At 62.3% G+C, this 17,042-nt stretch carries 15 protein-coding genes; 3 read left to right on the top strand and 12 right to left on the bottom strand.

Annotation, left to right across the window (positions count from 1 at the left end; translation table 11 throughout):
• Positions 1 to 165: 165 nt before the first annotated feature.
• The 5 genes from ACV22W_RS05470 to ACV22W_RS05490 are packed head-to-tail and all read right to left on the bottom strand — an operon-like array spanning position 166 to position 7,757.
• Positions 166 to 1,353, bottom strand: coding sequence for a Wadjet anti-phage system protein JetD domain-containing protein (locus tag ACV22W_RS05470; RefSeq protein WP_448018237.1), 1,188 nt, complete (start codon positions 1,351 to 1,353; stop codon positions 166 to 168).
• The gene (locus ACV22W_RS05475; RefSeq protein WP_448018238.1) at positions 1,350 to 4,793 is read right to left on the bottom strand and encodes an SbcC/MukB-like Walker B domain-containing protein; all 3,444 of its coding nucleotides are present in this window, start codon (positions 4,791 to 4,793) and stop codon (positions 1,350 to 1,352) included. Before ACV22W_RS05475 ends, ACV22W_RS05470 begins: the two co-directional genes overlap by 4 nt.
• The gene (locus tag ACV22W_RS05480) at positions 4,790 to 5,452 is read right to left on the bottom strand and encodes a DUF4194 domain-containing protein (RefSeq protein WP_448018239.1); all 663 of its coding nucleotides are present in this window, start codon (positions 5,450 to 5,452) and stop codon (positions 4,790 to 4,792) included. The genes ACV22W_RS05475 and ACV22W_RS05480 overlap by 4 nt, the downstream gene beginning before the upstream one ends.
• Positions 5,449 to 6,942, bottom strand: a complete 1,494-nt coding sequence (locus ACV22W_RS05485) for a Wadjet anti-phage system protein JetA family protein (protein WP_448018240.1) — start codon at positions 6,940 to 6,942, stop codon at positions 5,449 to 5,451. The genes ACV22W_RS05480 and ACV22W_RS05485 overlap by 4 nt, the downstream gene beginning before the upstream one ends.
• The gene (locus ACV22W_RS05490; RefSeq protein ID WP_448018241.1) at positions 6,924 to 7,757 is read right to left on the bottom strand and encodes a WYL domain-containing protein; all 834 of its coding nucleotides are present in this window, start codon (positions 7,755 to 7,757) and stop codon (positions 6,924 to 6,926) included. The genes ACV22W_RS05485 and ACV22W_RS05490 overlap by 19 nt, the downstream gene beginning before the upstream one ends.
• Positions 7,758 to 8,021: 264 nt before the next feature.
• Between ACV22W_RS05490 and ACV22W_RS05495 the strand changes: the two genes are divergently transcribed.
• The 3 genes from ACV22W_RS05495 to ACV22W_RS05505 are packed head-to-tail and all read left to right on the top strand — an operon-like array spanning position 8,022 to position 8,879.
• The gene (locus tag ACV22W_RS05495; protein ID WP_448018242.1) at positions 8,022 to 8,267 is read left to right on the top strand and encodes an AbrB/MazE/SpoVT family DNA-binding domain-containing protein; all 246 of its coding nucleotides are present in this window, start codon (positions 8,022 to 8,024) and stop codon (positions 8,265 to 8,267) included.
• Positions 8,264 to 8,662: a PIN domain-containing protein gene (locus tag ACV22W_RS05500; RefSeq protein WP_448018243.1), complete on the top strand. Its 399-nt coding sequence runs from the start codon at positions 8,264 to 8,266 to the stop codon at positions 8,660 to 8,662. Before ACV22W_RS05495 ends, ACV22W_RS05500 begins: the two co-directional genes overlap by 4 nt.
• Positions 8,663 to 8,699: 37 nt before the next feature.
• Entirely contained in the window at positions 8,700 to 8,879 is a 180-nt protein-coding gene (locus ACV22W_RS05505) for a hypothetical protein (RefSeq protein ID WP_129517840.1), read from the top strand.
• An 82-nt stretch (positions 8,880 to 8,961) separates the two neighbouring features.
• On the opposite strand, the gene ACV22W_RS05510 is transcribed toward ACV22W_RS05505, so the two are convergent.
• From ACV22W_RS05510 to ACV22W_RS05540, 7 genes are all read right to left on the bottom strand, one after another.
• Positions 8,962 to 9,240, bottom strand: coding sequence for a hypothetical protein (locus ACV22W_RS05510; protein WP_448018244.1), 279 nt, complete (start codon positions 9,238 to 9,240; stop codon positions 8,962 to 8,964).
• Positions 9,241 to 9,460: 220 nt separating this feature from the next.
• Positions 9,461 to 9,760 (bottom strand): violacein biosynthesis enzyme VioE, encoded by a 300-nt coding sequence (gene vioE / locus ACV22W_RS05515; RefSeq protein WP_448018245.1) that lies wholly within the window; start codon positions 9,758 to 9,760, stop codon positions 9,461 to 9,463.
• Complete coding sequence (locus ACV22W_RS05520; protein WP_448018246.1) at positions 9,750 to 10,466, bottom strand: FAD-dependent oxidoreductase; 717 nt, start codon at positions 10,464 to 10,466, stop codon at positions 9,750 to 9,752. Before ACV22W_RS05520 ends, vioE begins: the two co-directional genes overlap by 11 nt.
• Positions 10,467 to 11,990: 1,524 nt before the next feature.
• On the bottom strand, positions 11,991 to 13,013 hold the full coding sequence (locus ACV22W_RS05525; RefSeq protein ID WP_448018247.1) for an AraC family transcriptional regulator: 1,023 nt from the start codon (positions 13,011 to 13,013) through the stop codon (positions 11,991 to 11,993).
• Positions 13,014 to 13,112: 99 nt separating this feature from the next.
• Entirely contained in the window at positions 13,113 to 14,309 is a 1,197-nt protein-coding gene (locus ACV22W_RS05530) for a porin (RefSeq protein ID WP_448018248.1), read from the bottom strand.
• A 145-nt stretch (positions 14,310 to 14,454) separates the two neighbouring features.
• The gene (locus ACV22W_RS05535) at positions 14,455 to 15,639 is read right to left on the bottom strand and encodes an MFS transporter (protein WP_448018249.1); all 1,185 of its coding nucleotides are present in this window, start codon (positions 15,637 to 15,639) and stop codon (positions 14,455 to 14,457) included.
• Entirely contained in the window at positions 15,636 to 17,036 is a 1,401-nt protein-coding gene (locus ACV22W_RS05540; RefSeq protein WP_448018250.1) for a D-arabinono-1,4-lactone oxidase, read from the bottom strand. The genes ACV22W_RS05535 and ACV22W_RS05540 overlap by 4 nt, the downstream gene beginning before the upstream one ends.
• Positions 17,037 to 17,042: the final 6 nt, after the last annotated feature.

The raw sequence follows: 17,042 nt of genomic DNA on the forward strand, positions 1-17,042 counted from the left end.
TGTCAAATTGCAGAAGCGGTCTGTTTTCCCGCCAGTCGCCGAGCTTGACAGAAGTTACTCGTGGTACCGGCGGCGATTGCGATTCTTTGCATTCTTAACCCATGCTTCCTGGGCTTGAGGACGGTAAAGCGACTGTATTTCATCCGGCACTTTACATGCGCCAACTTAACCCTCTTGTTCGGCGACAATCTTGGCTTCCGCCAATTCGTGTGCAATACCGTCCCATCCGGTCTCTCGAGCGTATTTGACCATCCGATCGACAGTGTGCGTCGGTGCCGCCCGGCGCAGCGACTCAGGAACATCCGCCGGGCACATCTTCCAAGGTAGCAGGGTGTGACCGGCTTCCGTGGCACACCTGCTCAGGAAGGCGGCGATTCGAAAACCGCCTTCGTCGACGTCGCCCCAGTGCAGCACCGGAGTTGACACCGGGAGCTCGGAGAGCAGCCGGAGGTACATTGCCCGCCATGCGGGGGATGGCATTCCAGCAGTGTAGAGGCACAGCACATCGGAGTCACAGTTCTGGCGCGCCCAGACATGGAACGTGGTCTGGTTCTCGATGGTCAACACCTTGCTCGGAATGGACCCGAGGCCCAGCACCGTGGACGGCGGCAGAGCGCCGTAGGGGCAGTCCAGCGGGAACGCGCCACGTTCCCGGCGGACCACGATGTTGCCAGCCAGACGCGCTGGCTGCGGTTCGCGGTAGAGGCCGAGCTCCTGCAGTACCTCGGCTTCCGGGCGCGCGTCGTCCTCGACGTTGCCTGCCAGTAGTACATCGAGGCAAGGCGTCAGGGACTCGATACGCTTGCTATTCTTGAACAGGCGCGCGCTGGCGTCCCGCACCGGTGTCTCCGTGGCGCCGAGCGCCACCTGAGTCCGGCAGTAGCTGATGACGTCACACGCCATTGCCCAGTTGGAGGCGGCGTCAGGCCCCGTGCCGCGAACCTTCTTGAGCTTCTCCCAGCCGGACAGGACATCATTCAAGACAGGGTGCTCGCCTAGGCACGTGGCAAGGGCCCGTCTTGCAGACTGGACTCGCATCGCATGGGGTATCTTGCCCAAAATCGAAGCCAGTTTGACGACGTCGATCAGTTCGACTCGCTCAATGAGCCCCTGGGGGTCACCCCGAGGGCGAAGGACCACGATAGCGCCCTCGGCCTGGGCGTGGGTCATTGCCGCCTCGAAGTCTTCCTTGGCCTTCAGGCTGCGCAAATCGTGGTACTCGGACAGCGCAGAACTCGTCAGGGCAGGGCGCCGCACGGTGGCGCCGGCCTCTTGCCTGTCGGCGGACTTGAACAGGCGCTCTAGCGCTTTCCTGGCCAGCGGATTCATGTTGTCCTGGTCTTGGCGGCTCACGGTGAGATGCTCTCCGACGAGTCGGCCTGCAGCTGGTACTGTTTCCTGATCTCCGCGTCGATCAGTTCTGGGTTGAACTCAGGCAGATCGGCACGGAACATCTCGCGCGTCTCGGGAGGGACGTCGTGGCCCTCGAGTACCACCACATTGCTCTCGGCGTCGCGCATGATGTCGTAGTACCGATCAAGGAAGGCGGTTAGGCTACCCAAGGCGTCGCCTGTGCTGGCCATGAATATCTGCAGGCCCAGCTCCTCGAAGTAGCGCATGGTCGCCACGATGTTTCTCGGGTCCATCTTGATGAAGGCCTCGTCGATGACCAGCAACCGGATACCGGTGTTGTCGCCGCGCTGCAGCCGATAGGCGGAGGACAGCGCGGCACCTGCGATCACGTACAGCGGCGCGCGATGCTCGCCGCCCGAGCCGGATCCGACGCGCTTGCTGAGCCAGCCGATGTGCCTGGTCGAGCCCGTAGTGGCTTCTTCGCGGAGCACCTCGATGTCGAAGTCGAAGAACTCACGATAGTCGTCCAGAGGAGATTTGACTGCAGCTGCGCCGACGATCGTCTTTTCGCGCATCAGCTCCTCGAACTCCTTGGGTAGTTCCCCGGCACCGCCAAGCAGGTCCTCGGTCGGGCCGTACTGGGCGACGTCCTTGATAAACTTCAGAAGCACGGCGAAAGCCGGTCGCACATGCAAGCGAAACTGGTAGCGCTCGTTGTTCGTGAACATCGGCGCCAGGCGTAAGGCCTCATTCATCCGGTTGATGGTGTCGCTTAACCACTCGAGGTGCTCGTGCAGCGCCACCGCGACGTCGTTGCGGAAGGTGCTTTTGGCGGCGCTTAGGGCGTCTTCCATTCGAGCCTTATTCTCGCGCAGGCCGGTTTCGTTCAGGATTAGGACGCGCGCCTCCAGCCAGACGCGGGCGCTGCGCCAGTCGTCCTGAGTGCCAGCCGGCATGAACTCGTTGTGCCTGACGAGGAAGGCCGACAGCTTCTGCATGGCGTTCGACGCCTTCTGCCGGGAGTCGTCCTTAGCCCCATTACTGCGGCGAGTGCAGTCTGTGACGATCTCTTGGAACGACAAGCCTTGGCGCGTCAGTAGTCTCTCCCACTGGTCCGACGCATAGTTGGCGTCGAAATCCTCAGCCGCACGCGCCGCATCGGCGATCCCCTGCTGGGTGATGGCATCTGCCTTCTTCTTCGTGGTGTCCTCGTTCTTTTGCCGGCATTCGGTCTCTGCGGCGCCGACGGCTTGGACTGTATCGAGGTGCTGCTTGCGCAACGCGATCACCGCCGTGCTCGCCTCTTCGGCTGCTTGCACCAACTGCCGGTACTCTTCAGTGTCCAAGGCTTCCAGGCGCCGTGTCAGGTCCGTCGCTTCGCTGACCTCCTTGGAAATCTGATCAAAGACCTCAAGGATCTCGTGAACCTTATCCTGTTCCGCGCCCACAAACGGGCTGAGGTTGTTCAAGAGGACCTTGAGCTTGTCGTACCTGTCCTTGAGGGCCTCAACTTGCTCTTGGAGTTGGCGGGCTCGTTCGGCAATCGAGGTGCGCGTCGCCGTAGAAGTCGGGCCGATCTTAAATAAGGCGGGATCCGTCGGCTTCTTGCGCACCATCTCGCCGTTGGCCAGCAACATGCCGTCCTTGGTCATCGCGAAGCGATGGGCGAAGCACTCGTCCTCGGTATCCGCACGCTGCGTGTCGCCGAACTTGGACCGCAGGTAGTTGACCGCCGCGGCGCTGCTGCCGCTGATCAGCTCGGCCACGGCACCGCGCCTGGGACTGCCGCGGTTGGAGAACTTGCTGGGCATCACGACCTTCGCCTCGTATACATCAGCCCGGCGCGACACCTGGAATGCTTTGCGCTCGTCAGCCTCGTCGACCAGCAGGGCCTGCATGTTCGACGTACCCAGATAGGACTCGATGACAGGTTGCCAGTCCGGGGCGTCGACGCGCACCAGGTCGCACACCGGGATGGCGTCCACGCCGGCGTGGGCCAGCACGCGTTTGAGCGCTGCAGCCGGACCCTCCAGAGGTGGCTTGCCTTTGGCGATGCGCTCCTGATTCTCTCGCACGCCGGCGAGGTCGGCTTCGGCTGTCGTCTGTGCTCGACCGACGGACTGCATTTCCTCGAACACCTCGTTGCTGAGCAGCTTGGCAGCACGCAGCGCCTTGCGGACCGTCAACTCAACTGCGTCGCGGCTGCCGACCTTGTCGTCCTCCAACAGGGCACGGATGTCCTTGAACGCCTGTGTCGTGGCTTTGGCACTATCGGCGATGAGCTTGCCCGGTATCTGCGCGTCGATGGCCTTGCCGATGGATTTGATGCTGCGATGCAGCCCCATTCTTTGATGGTTGAGCCGGTTCTGTATCCCGGTGAGGCTCTCGCGCAGTAGCGCAGCGTCCGCATGGGACGCATGCTTGTCTCGGTCGGAGGCGCTGTCGCGTGCGCGCCGCTCGGCCGCCTCTACCTGACAGTTCACTTCGTCACGCCGGACGTTGGCGGCTTCCAAAGTTGCTGCCGCACGGCCTTCGGCTTCCTCGGCGGCGGTAACCGCCTCATTGGCGACCTCGAGTGCGGCTGCCTGGGCCAGGGCTGCAAGCGAGACCGAGTGACTGTTACGCCGATGTGCATCGGCGAAATCCGTTTCGATCAACTCGGCCTCGTCGAGCTTCGCCTGCACGCTGCGTACCAGGGCCGCCATCTCCTGGAATGTGTGCAACACGTCCTTGAAGCGCTTGATATTGGTTGGCCGGGTCTCGAGAACTTGCTGGCGGACGATGTCGTCGACGCTCTTGTCGAACTTCATGCGCAGCCCGAAACGAAACGCCTGGCGGTAGGCGTCCAAGCGCGGCGCACCGCGCGCGCCCCTTAGTCGGAACAGCATCGCATTGACGAAGCGCTCGGAGTCATGAAAAAGCACTTCCTCGCCGTGAGCGCGCTGCGAGAGCATCTGCCTGAAGCTCGCCCATGGCCGCGGTCGGTATTCGCCGTCGACGAGTTCGAGATGGTCGCTGAGCGCGAGGTCCACGGGGAGAATGTAGCGACCTTGCACGTCGGACTTCTCGCGGTCGACACTTGCGTAGATGCACACGCCCGTGGAGACAATCTCCTTGGTCTCGGTGTCCTCCCAAACCAGGGTGATGTAGGTGTTGGCACTGTCGCGCACGCGCGCATCCGGTGAATCACCGTACTGGCCCAGGCAGTAACTGCGAATATTGCGACTGTTGTGGTTGGACTCATCTGCCTGTGCGTTGAATGCGACGCCGGTGCTGCCCCGGCTCTCGTTGGCGCCAAGCATGACAATTTGCACAGCGTCCAGCAGCGATGATTTGCCGCTGCCATTGGCACCGAAGATGCCGCAGTTCATGCCGACGTTTACGTCACGCATTTCGTACAGAAAGAACTGGACTACCCGGATCCTGATTAGCTTCTTCATGCGGCACCGCCTTCTTCGATGGAAAGGGTGACCGCATGATCCACGCCCTCGACCTCGGTGGCCGGTTCAGTGAAGAGGGCGATTCGAGTCAGCGCAGCCTCTCCCAGGACCTCGGCGATGCCGGGACGGATGATGACCACGTACGGCTGATCCGCATCGTGTCCGAACTGATTGCCGTCCTCGTCCGACACTCGCGCGAGGCCCCAGCGCCGCATCCACTGCATCAGCGCGACGAGCTTGCCGCCGGTGGCCAACTCGCGCCCGCCCGTCGTCTGCTTGTACTTGACTTCCAGTGTGACTAGGTCGCAGGCCACCTCGCCGTTCTCGTCGTGGTGCCCGGAGCGCGTCTCCTCGTCGAAAATTTTGCGTAGCACCAGCGCGAGCAGCGTCTGATCCACGGTGACCGGCGAGGTCTTGGCGTGTTTGGGGATAGCGCAGGCATATCTCAGTTGGTTGTTGACCCGCACGACGTAGCCGAGGGGTTCCAGAGCACGCTTGAACTCGCGCTCGAAGTCACGGATCAGCCCATAGGCCACCTTGCTGCCACGATCCGCGGCGTACAGAACCTGCTCGGTGATTAGCCGGTTCGCTGCAGCCTCAAAATCATCCTCGGTGACCACGTTCTTGGTGGCCTCCGCCGCATTCGCCCAGAAACTCATTGGTTTCCTCCCTTGGCTGGCTTGGTTGTTCTTGCGATCGTGAAGGGCAGGTGAGATATGCGCTGGTTCTGGTCCTCTTCGCCTTCCATCCGGACAGTGGTGAATCCGCTGCTCATCGCCCGTGCGTTGGCGCGCAACACCTTGCTCGGGGTCGCGTTCGCTGCCGCGATGGTGCACAACACCTGCAGTGCTCGGACCGCCTCGATACTGTCTACCTTAAGAGCGACACTGGACATTGCATCGGCCTCACCGAGCTGTTGGCGCACGAAGGCCGCGAGCTTCGGCAACGACATGGTGCGCCGGTCTCGTGCCATCAGAGCCAGGCGGGCCCGCGCCTCTTGTTCCGCGGACATGACTTGCTTGCGCAGTCCGCTAGGCGGCGGACGTTTGGTCTCGACACGGGGTGAGGCCAGGCGCTCCCCGGCGATGCAATCACCGGGTGCAAACGGTGCCAGCGCGGCTGCGTTGCTGCCGTGCTTGACGACGGTGTCGATGGCTTGGCCGATCAACTCGTCGAGGGGCCGGGCGGCCCGCAGTCGGTAATCCAGGTAGGCCAGCGCTAGCTTGTTGGCGCGTCGGATCTCATCGTCCAGCCGGTCCAGGTACTCGTCGATCCGGCGTAGGTCCTCCACCTTCTGGAGGTCTCGCTCGAACATGGCTTCGGCGCGGGTAGGATCACGCCCAGCCTGCTTCTCAAGGTACCACTGGATCAGTCGGGAGCGCAGGTCCTGCGTCTGCTGGATATGGGATACGAGGCGTAAGATCTCCTGACGCCGGGCCAGGGGATGCTCGCGCGTGCGCAGTTCCTTGTAGTCGCCGATGAACATGCGTTCGACGTAGTCGTCGAAGAAGCGCCGCACGAATTCTCCAGTGGCGTCGGTACGGCCAATCTCTAGCATCAAGTCGCGCACGTTGGTGCCGGCGATGCGAACGTGCTCGAGGAGGGCGCGTGACTGCCGGGCGGCCTCCTGCAGTGACGCACCGTCCGTAGTTTCGTCAAGGAGCAGTTTCAGATTGGCCTCGATGCTGCGAATCTTTCCGGAGACGAATTCCGGCCCGGTGTGAGCGAACTCGACGAGTCGGTTCATGAAGTGGGCGACGGCCGGCGCCATCGTCACCATCTCGCGCACGCCCACTCGGTCCACGCGGATCCATCCGGCTTCACGAAGGCGATTGAAGACCATGATGGCCCGGATCGCCAGCGGCGTGGCCGGCGTCACGTCGTCGCTCTCCGGGGCCCAGTCCTGGTACTGAAGTTCCTCGGCGATGTCGGCCGTTATCTCGCGCATCAGGAATCCGGTGCTCGGAGGTAACGGTGCCTCGGGGCCGAAGCGCTTGGCGTGCAGTACGCACAGCAGTGACCAATACTGGAAGCGATTGGCCGACGCCAGTGGCGCGAAAAGGCGGTCCGGCAAGCGTTTAAAGAGCGGCGGATAGCGCTCGGCCACCTTCTCTTGGCGAATTTGGTCAGTCAGGTCATGAACAGCCATTGACGGCACTCCTCCGTGTTCTCAACCGCCAGTTGATAGTCGGGGGGCACTTGGCGATTGACGTCGGTCGCTGCCATGAGCTCCTGCACCATGTAGTTCAGGATGGCAGCTCGGCAGCTTTCGACCCGCGCCGAGGCTCCGTTGAAGTATTCATTTCTGACAACCAGTTGTTGTGCAGGGGTGAGATTAGGGTGAGCGGTAATCCTGATTTGCAGAACTGTGGACCAGGCGACATCGGTTGAAACATCCGCCAAGCTGGGCTCCGAGAGCAGTTTAACTTTGCTCATGCGCCCTAATACGAAGTCACGGAAATCTTGCCGATGTAGGCAGTAGCCGCGGACGTGCCATCGTCGTCCCGCCCGCAACAGGCTGTGGGGCTCGACGATTCGCTCATGTGGCTCTGGGTTATTCATGGAGCAGTAGAGGAACCTGACTCTGACGCGATCGGCGATGGCAAGACTCAACCGGGAGAAGGTACGAGGCGACGTGTGATCAAAGTCCCACGAAATTGACAGCGGCTTGCCCGGCGCGTTCAGGGCATGCGGGAACAACATGGCGCTAATGGCGCTTGGTCGTGAGGTGTTCGCGGTGCGTTCGGCGTCCGAGTACGCCATGGAGGTGGCCACATATGCCTTGAGCTTGCTGTCCCAGGCAGCCCAATCCGGGTATGACTCACGGAAGTCACGTAGCCACTCGCTGGCCCGTATCGGGCTCAATCCGTAATCTGCGATGAGCCTGGCACGACTGACCCGACCTTCCCAGAGAAGGATCCGGCCTACTTTGGCATCTCTTTCCTGACGGCCCTCAATTGACATGTTGACGTTACCTTGTGCGGGGTATCAGTAACATATGTAAAAACATATGGTATGTAAAGCCATATCTTTTGTTGTCGAAGCAGTGATCGTTCTACGGCGTTGTGGTTGACGTGATGATCCTGGCCGATGATCGAGGATTGCATCCGTTCCCGGCCCGACGTCGCGTGTCAGAGTTCGACGTTCTTCTGGCGGGTGCGATGCGTCTGTGGGCGCCTTGCTTTTCAATTTGCCTTACCATAAAGTAAGGAGCAGGGAGGTGTCATCATGGCAACGGCAACCATCACTTCAAAGGGTCAGATTACGATCCCGGTGGACGTCCGCAATCAACTGGGCTTAGAGGCCGGCGACCGGATCGAATTCAGCTTCAACGAGACGACAGGCCGGTACGAGGTTTATCCGGCGACGCGCTCGCTCGTGGCGCTCAAGGGCGTTGTGAAGAAACCTGCGAAACCGGTGTCGATTGACGACATGAATCGGGCCATCGTCGAGCAGGGGGCGTCAGCGCGATGATAGGACTGGATACAAACGTGCTGGTCCGCTATTTCGCCCAAGACGACGAGGCTCAGTCGAAGAAGGCGACCATACTGATGGAGTCTTTGTCGGCCGAGAGGCCAGGGTATGTTTCGCAGGTCGCGTTGGTCGAGGTCGTGTGGGTACTCGGGCGCTGCTACGGCGTCGAACGCGAGCAGATGAAGGATATCATCGACTCGATGATCGGCACCAAAGAACTGATTATCGAAAGTGCTGACACGGTACGAAAGGCACTTCGCGTTTTCGCGGCATCTGCAAAGGCAGATTTCGCGGACTGTCTGATCGAGCGTTCCGGGCATGTAGCTGAGTGCGAGTACACGGCTACTTTCGACGTGACGGCCGCGAAGGTCGCAGGGATGCAGTTGATCAAGTAATCGTGGCGCCGGCCGATCCACTGAAAAAGGAAGTGATATGTTCACAAGAGCCAAGGCAGAACTTAAGGAACTCCTGACGCTCGTGGCGGAAATCGAACGCTACGACGCGACGCTGGCGGCAAAGCGCGACATCATTCCGACCGAGGAGTCGCGACAAGAGCGACGTCGCAAAGAGATGCGAAAACTCGAACTGCTCGACAAGTACGAACTGGCCTAAGGAAACGGAAATGATGAGGCAGCTGTACAGCATTGACGTCTCGACGGCGGGCGACACCGTGTGGGTGACGGGGTACGATGGATCATGTGTCGGGCGATTCAGCAAGCGTTTTGGCGTAGACGTACATCGGACCGTAACCGAGCAGTTGGCCGGCGCGGACCAGTGCCTGCATTGCACACACGAGGCGGCTGGCGCCGAGGAATGGCGTGCCTTCCGTGAAGCAGTCCTGATGCACCACGGGATTGACGTACCGGTTGACACGATCCGGTTTTGAGGGAGGAAAGGCGATGTATCTAGGAGCAATCTCCATCCGTTGCCCGTATTGCGGCCGCCCTGCATTGTGCAATGCGAGCAAAGGCATGTGGTGTGGATACCGGAAGAGTGGCACGGTGCGATAGGAGGGCGGACGGTGATTTTCGCGTGCGCGAAACTAGGAAGAGACATGTGGAGCGACCGTAGCCGACCGGGCCGCGAGGCGAAAGCTCAGGCTCGCGAATTGGTCCGGGTGAAGTGCCCATGCGCTGCGTCGGCGTATGTCGACGATGATGCGATCGTTTATGACGATCGCCACTGGAACAATACTAGGCCATGCTTGCGCCGGGGATTGGGCCGTGAAAGCTGCTTGGCAACAGTTCATGGAACGGCGAGACTTCATTCGCCAATACAGTCTCGCAAAGCTGAGCTGCCGCCGCCGCATCTCTTGCGTAAGCAACTTTCTTCTTATGGCTTTGCCCGAGTCCGGCGTCGCCGATCTCCGACATCCAGAGCCGGTGCCCGGTGTCTTTTTCTGACCAGGGGTTAAACAGGCCGTCAATCCGGCAAATATTGCGGGCATAGTCGAACCAGCAATAACCAGATGTGATCTGATCGTCAGGCAGCATCGGTGACCAATAGGATGTGTAGGCACTGCTCCATTGAATCGGCAATAGCGGCGGGGCGTGTATTCGCATGGCAGTCCCTTACCAAGCGGTGTTCCATCTGGAACTTGACCCGTCCTGCCTGCGCTTGGCGCTGGAGTTGAGCCAGCAACTGGCTGTAGCCTTCGGTGGCATATAGCCATTGATTGGCTGGGTTGTCGATAAGGCTCTGGGTTTCCGGGTGCTTTTTAATAATGTCGTAGGCCATGGGCGCGGAGATAATCGGTAACAGCAAGGCGTCGTAACCCATGGCCTTGACGATCCTCATGGCTTCGCCGGATCCCAGATAGTGACTGGCGAAGTCGAAGAACGAATCCTCGGTATGTGCTTTCAACATGGGCATCAACCCGAGCAACGTCGCTCTCAGGTTTTCCTGTCGGTTGTCGTGGAATACCGATTCCGTGAAGGGATAGACATCATGGTGGTGCCCGCAACTTTGCATGAGCTGCTGGAAGTGCGGGTGCAGTTGTGGCGAATAGCGAGCGGCGCCCAGCTCGGTGATTTCTTTGCTATCAAGTTTTTTTGACTGGATACGACCACCAATTTTGACGTTCAGATCGAACACCCGGATGTCCAGATTCTGGCTGACAGGAGAGTCGATTAATCGTGTTGCGCAAGTCAGTCCTCCTATGCCGGCACCAACAATGCAAATATCATAATGATCTGGCATCCAAAACTCCTTTGACTCAATCAAATTTGAAATTATTGAATGTTTATGCCTCTATTGATTTCCACATTGACGCCAGTCACAAACGCGAAATTTACGAAATGAAAAAATATGCCTATTGCTTGGTAGGAGGCGGCCGCGATCATTGCAGCATCATGCAGACGGCGACCAATCTCAGTTCCCGGGCCACCCAATCGACTCGTTGCTAGGGCTATACGCTTTATTTGAATTTCGAATCATTCCAACAGAGTCGTGACATGGTAAGAGGGAAATTGCTTGCATAGGGTAGGTTTGATGCTCGAAATTATTTGGCTTGAAATTTATCGATGTTGAATCATGGCGTGGCGCCGCAAATCTCCGGATGCGGCTGTGTGCTTAAAATGGTGAATAGGGATGACAGCGAATTTGTGACTGGTGCGGATAACACAAGTCATTAACTTGGTCGCCGTTGCATGCGTACGTTGATGGGGCGCATGGGGGGCAGGCCAGGATGACCGAGTACTCGACAACGCCGAACAGCACCTTGATACGCTGGCAGATCTCTGCACGTCGATCATCGAATCGTGCCTGAGCAACGATACTTGTCGTGACGCGCCGTGAGCCAGTCCGAGCCAGTCCGCATGGCCGATGAACGCGTCTTTTGCGTCGAGCCGCTAACCGTGCCCAAGCCTGGTACGAGCGAAGCCGATATTTTCGGCAGCGGCGCAGTTCGACTGTTCATGGCGCGCGCCTCACGACGGGGCCGGACATTTCCGCGGACCAGCACACCACCCAAGCAATTGCTACCGTATGCCGCCGTCTAAGCGGCTTGTCGCGTGCACCGGAACTTGCCGCAGCTTGGGGTCTCATTGCCGGGGGGCCAGGGGCTCGCCGACGATCCGAGCAAGTCACGACTGTCGTTGTCCGGCGGCTTGCGCACTGCACATCCTCGACGCCGGACCTTGCGGGCAACTATCGAATCGTGTTCGGGCTACTCACCGCCGTTGAGCGTCTCGTGCTGCGCGCGGACTGCGCCATTTTCAGGAGAGTTCTCGCGCGAAGCGGTGTGCGCTCTGCACGAGTGACGAACTGTGCGTGGCGCAAGTGCTCGATTGCCTCGTCAACTTGGCGTCGAAATCGCTACTCAACGTCCATCCGGTGGCACTGTCCGGACGCTATTCGTTGCTGGAGGTTGTTCGTGCGTATGCGCTCGAGAAACGCGCGAAGTCGGATGCGTCTGACCGAATTTATGCGCGTTGCGCCTCATTCGCGGTCATCTTGCAAGGGCCAACACGGCACGCTAGCCGCTACGTGCGTGCTCGTCATCATCGGATGGCGCGGCCCAGAGCGGTGGGCGGCCTCAAGAGACAATGGACCGTCAATATTTCGAGGGCTATACGCTTGCATCGTCGATGGTGTGGTGTCGGTCCAAGAGACTTGGCTGGCTGACGAGAGCGACTCGTCGTGGGTCGTTACACCTGAGGCCCCGTGCGGTGTCCTTCGTGCTTGGTACGAGCCGATACAACACCGCTTACATCACAACACCCCTTAGATCGCCGTCCACTGTCGCTCTCTTGGTCCGTGCCCGGTCCAGCGCTTGAACGCGCGCCGGAAGTTGTGTGCGTCGCTGAACCCGACTTCGTGCGCGATGTCTTCGATCGACAGCCGCGGGTTGCTCAGCAGCGTGAACGCACGCCTTCTGCGGATTGTGTCGATCACCGTCTGGTACGACACGCCCTGATCGGCCAGCCGCCGTCGCAGCGTGCGCTCGCTCATGCATAGCTGCGCGGCGATCGCGGCGAGCGTCGGCGCATGCCGCAGGTCGCGCCGCATGATCCGTTCGATTGATTCGAGGAAGTCGGTGCCCTCTGGTTCGGGCGGCAGCGCACCTTGCAGGAATTCGAGCGCTTGGCGATGCGCGAGCGGATCGTGCGTCGCGATCGCGCAGTTGCCAAGCGCGGCGTCGCACGAAAACAGGTTCTGCTTCTGTTCGAACCGGACCGGGCAGGGGAACACGCGGGCGTATTGCTCCGCATAGGCGGGCGGCGGGTAGCTGAGATCGATGACCTTCGGCTGGAACGCAGACCCGACGAGCGAGCGCCCGATCTTCATGAAGCTGCCGAACGCCTCCTCGACGAGGAATGCCTCGATGTCGGGTTCGAGGAAGACGTTGGTTCCGCGGACCGACAGCGTGCGTGCATCCGACATCACGTCAAAGCGCATCAGCGGCCCCGTGTGGCGCTGCAGCGCGATACCGGTCACGATCGCGTCCTTCAGCGTTGAGCTCGTCAGCATCGCATAGCCGACCAGCCCGATCGAGGCGATCGTCTCGCTCGTGCCGAGTTCGAGGCCGAGCGCCCGCCCCGGCGCCATCTTGAGCGCGCGGCGGATCATCGTGCTCGCCTGGCGCAATGAAATCCTGCACGACGGGTTCGACAGATCCGCGACGTCGAAGCCGAGCCCGAGGCACAGCCGCGTGGGGTCGATGCCCAGTTCCCTGCTTGTCTCCGCGAGGCACCGCAGCAGATGGACCGGCAGATTCGCCGTCGTATAACGGTCGGTATCGTCCATGGACGCTCCGTATTTTTTCCATGGATTGTACTCGTCACGCCCGGCCGGATACCCGGTGCCTCCCCGGCCACGATCGCCCACATCCTGCGCGGCCTCGCTTCAGAAGTAGTGACGCAGGCCGATCGTCGCGCCGAGCTGCGTGGTGCTGGTGCTCGGCGATTGCCCGTTCACGCCGACCAGCTGCGCGCCGATCAGGCCGCCGCGATAGATCGCGTAGTCGACTTCCGCATAGAGCATGCTGCGCTTCGACAGGCTGTAGCCGGCGATCACCTGGAACTGGCGCGCGTGGCCGTCGAACTCAGGTGTGTAGCCCGACTGCGTGGTCCACCAGGCGTTGACGGCGGCCGTGAACGCCTGCGTGAACCGGTAGGTCAGCCCGGTGAGCGCCATCTTGCGACGGCGGAATCCGCCGGGCACTGACGGATCGACCACCTGTGCAGGCGAGATGATACCGAGCGCGGCGAGATCGGTCGGGCTGAACGGGCCGTTCGCGAACGACGTGAAGTCGTTGTCGCGCGCGTTCTCGATATAGCCGGCGTTGACGGTCGCATTGCCGAGCGTCACCGAGCCGCCGCCGCCGTAGACGTCGAATTTCGCGTGCGTGACGTCGTCCCAGCTGCGCATGAACGATGCGCCGAGCGTGAACGGCCCCTTGTCCGGCGCATACGCGACCGCCGCGCCGAGCTGGCCGCCGAGCACGCCGCCGCCCGCGTGCCCGCCCGGGGAGTACTGCGCAAGCAGGTACAGGCTGCCGAGCTGTGCGCCGAACTGGATCATGCTGCTGGTGCGCGCGGCCGCGAGCATCGTCTGCTCGGGCTTGAACAGGTTGAAGTACGGGTCCTGCGGGCCGGCCCACAGGTTCGAGCCATAGGTCAGCGACACCATCTCGAACGGCACGTTGTACTGGCGGCCGAGCGTGAGTTGGCCGAGCGATGTCGACGTCAGCCCCACGTATGCGACCTGGAAGAAGTTCAGGGAGCCAGCAGGCACGATGCTGCCGCTGTTGGGGCCGAAGTGGCTTTCGATGTTGAACTGCGCGGACAGTCCGCCGCCGAGATCCTCCTGGCCCTTGAGGCCCCAGTAGCTTTCCGTCAGAGCGCCACCGTCGGCCATCGAGATCTTGCGACCTGTCGACACCGGCGTGCCGTCGGCGCCGTAGGACACACCGTGCGTTTCGTAGCGGATGCCCGCATCGATCACGCCGTACAGCGTCATGTTGCTTTGCGCGTGTGCGCCGGCGCTGGCCAGGACCATCGTCGCGCAGCACGCGGCGCGAACGCTATCGTGACGATTCATTCTTCTGGACTCCACATCGAACAGGGGACGGACCGCTCGAACCGTCGGGAACGAATGTAGAAAGCCAAATTTGCGAGGGGCCAAGGCCGCGGCGGCCATCCTCGTGGTGCGTCGCGGCCACGGCATGGCGCACTGCGCTCAACGCTCAGCGCGACGCGCCAGCCACGGCGGCGGGCGCCGCGCGGCGCAGCGCCGGCCGCACGAACGGGGCGGTGGCCAGCACGGCCACGCACAGCACGTGTGCGACACGCGTGCTGCCGAAGCGGCCAAGCAGCGCGCCGGACAGCGCGGTGCCGATGCCGGCCGCGAAGAACGTGATGACGAGCGTGTGCGCGACCTGCGAGCCGTCCGGGTCGACGTCGGACAGCATGCCGGTGAGGAACGGCACGATCACGAAGAACGCACTGTTCAGCACGAACCGGCTCAGGAAGTACGCGCTGCCGCCACGCGCGCTGAAGAACCATTCGATCGACGCGATCATCGCGAGTTGTGCGGCCCAGATCAGCGCGAGGCGGTGCGGGTGGCTGGCCGGATGCGACGGAATCGCCGCGCCGACGAAGCCGAGCAGGGACGACGCCGACAGCAGCACGCTGATCGTCGTGGGCGACAGCCCGGCACGCTCGCCGACGAAGCCGGCGATTGCCCATTGCGAGGCCTGCACGCCATAAACGAGCGCCGTCACGACCCAGATCGCGATCACCGGCCGCCACGGCAGCATGCCGACGCGCGTGCGGGCCTGTGCGCGCGCGCTCGCGAGCGCGTCGATACCGCGGATCGCAGGCGCCAGCACGGCGGCGACGGCAGCCAGCAGCGCGAATACCCAGCGTCCGAGCCAGGCAGCCGGCAACGCGGAGAGCAGCACGAGGATGCTGCCGTTGATGACCCCCGCGAGCAGGTTGATTTGCCCCCACAGGCGGTCGGTCGATGCGCGCTGTGACACGCCGGACGCGACGACGACGAACAGCATCCCTTCGAACAGTCCCGTCATCCCGCGCGCGAGCGCTGCCGACACGATGCCGGGCGAGACCGCGCCGAGTGCCTGGCCGGTGATCGTGCCGACCAGGCCGGCCAGCGTGAACGGCCGTGCTGCGCGTGCGATCCGGTGCGGCAGCACCGCACAACTGATCGCGATGCCGAGGATCTCGGCGCTGACGAGCGCGGTCGCGGTGCCTTCGTCGAGCCGGAAGCGTGTCATTATCGCTGCGACGAGAAACGGCGACAGGATCAGACCGTTGGTGGCTGCCGCAAATGCAAGCGCAAGGCGGGCGACGGCGCCGATCGACGGATCGGGACGCGACTGCGCGGCCACGTGCAAGGTGGCTGCGCTCATGATGCCTCCTGGTCGGATCGCGGCTGATCTTGTGCGACGCCGGCCGTTTCGTGCATCGGATGCGTCCCTCTGCTGGCCGCCGTGGCGCGAGCGGCAGCGCTTGCGTGTTGCGGCAGGCCGAACAGCGTACGCAGGTACGGCGTCAGGAAGCGTCCGTGCGGGTCCATCCGTTCGCGCAGGGCGAGGAAATTGTCCCAGTGCGGGTAGCACATCGCGAGTTCTGCGGCCTTCATCGCATGCACCTTGCCCCAGTGCGGCCGCCCGCCGTGATTGCGGCAGATTGCCTGCACGCCCGAGAAGTACGCGTCGAACGGCATCCCGCGATACTGGTGTACCGAGATGCGCACGCTGTCGCGCCCGTGGTCGGGGCTCAGCCAGATGTCGTCGCCGCGCACCCAGCGGTATTCGATCGGGAACATCAGCGGGAAGTTGCGGCGTGCGATAAACGCGCGGATTTCGCGTAGCGCGTCGGCGCCGCGGTCGGCCGGCACCGACCATTCCATTTCGTTGAAGCGCACGCGGCGTACCGTCGAGAGCATTGCGTAGCTTGCATCCACGTGCCGGCCGGCGGACACGGTCGATGCGCACAGCCGGCTCAGCGCCGGGCACAGCGATGGCACGCGCCGGCCGAGCCCGCACAGCGCGCCGAACACCGTGTTCTCGAGGAACGACTCGGACGCGCGGTTCGCCCAGTGCACCGCGTCGGCCGGCTCGTCGGTCATGTCCCACGCCTTGGTCAACACGGTGTCCGTATGCGCAAACCAGTAGAACTCGAACGAGCGGTGTCGCGCGATCAGCGCCTCCGCTTGCGCGAGGCAGTCGTCAAGCGGCATGCGGCCGCGCTCGAGGCGCAGCCGGAATGCGGGCACGAGGCGCAAGCCGATCTCGGTCAGCACGCCGAGCGCGCCGAGCCCGATCCGGCCGCCCGCGAACAGGTCGGGATGCGTGTCGGCGCTCGCGCGGATTTCGCTGCCGTCCGCGCACATGAAGGTCAGGCTGTCGATCTGTGTCGACAGGTTGCCGAGCGTGATGCCGGTGCCATGCGTGCCGGTGCTGGTCGCGCCGGCAATCGACTGCACGTTGATGTCGCCGAGGTTCTCCATCGCGAGGCCGTGTGCGGCGAGTATGGGACCCAATGCCCACAGCCGCGTGCCGGCATGCACGCGCGCGACGCGCCGGTCGCGCTCGACGTCGATCACGCCCTGCATCGCGTCGAGCGACAGGATTACGTCGTCGGTCTGCACGAGCGGCGAGAACGAATGACCGGCGCCGGCTGCACGCACGGTTGCGCCGGACGCGGCTGCATCGCGCAGCACAGCCGCGAGCCCGGCGCGCGACGCAGGCGTCGACACGGTTGAATGGGGGCTGCAGACATATCCCGACCAGTTGCGCCACATGGCGTT

Source organism: Burkholderia sp. AW49-1, from assembly GCF_053427845.1.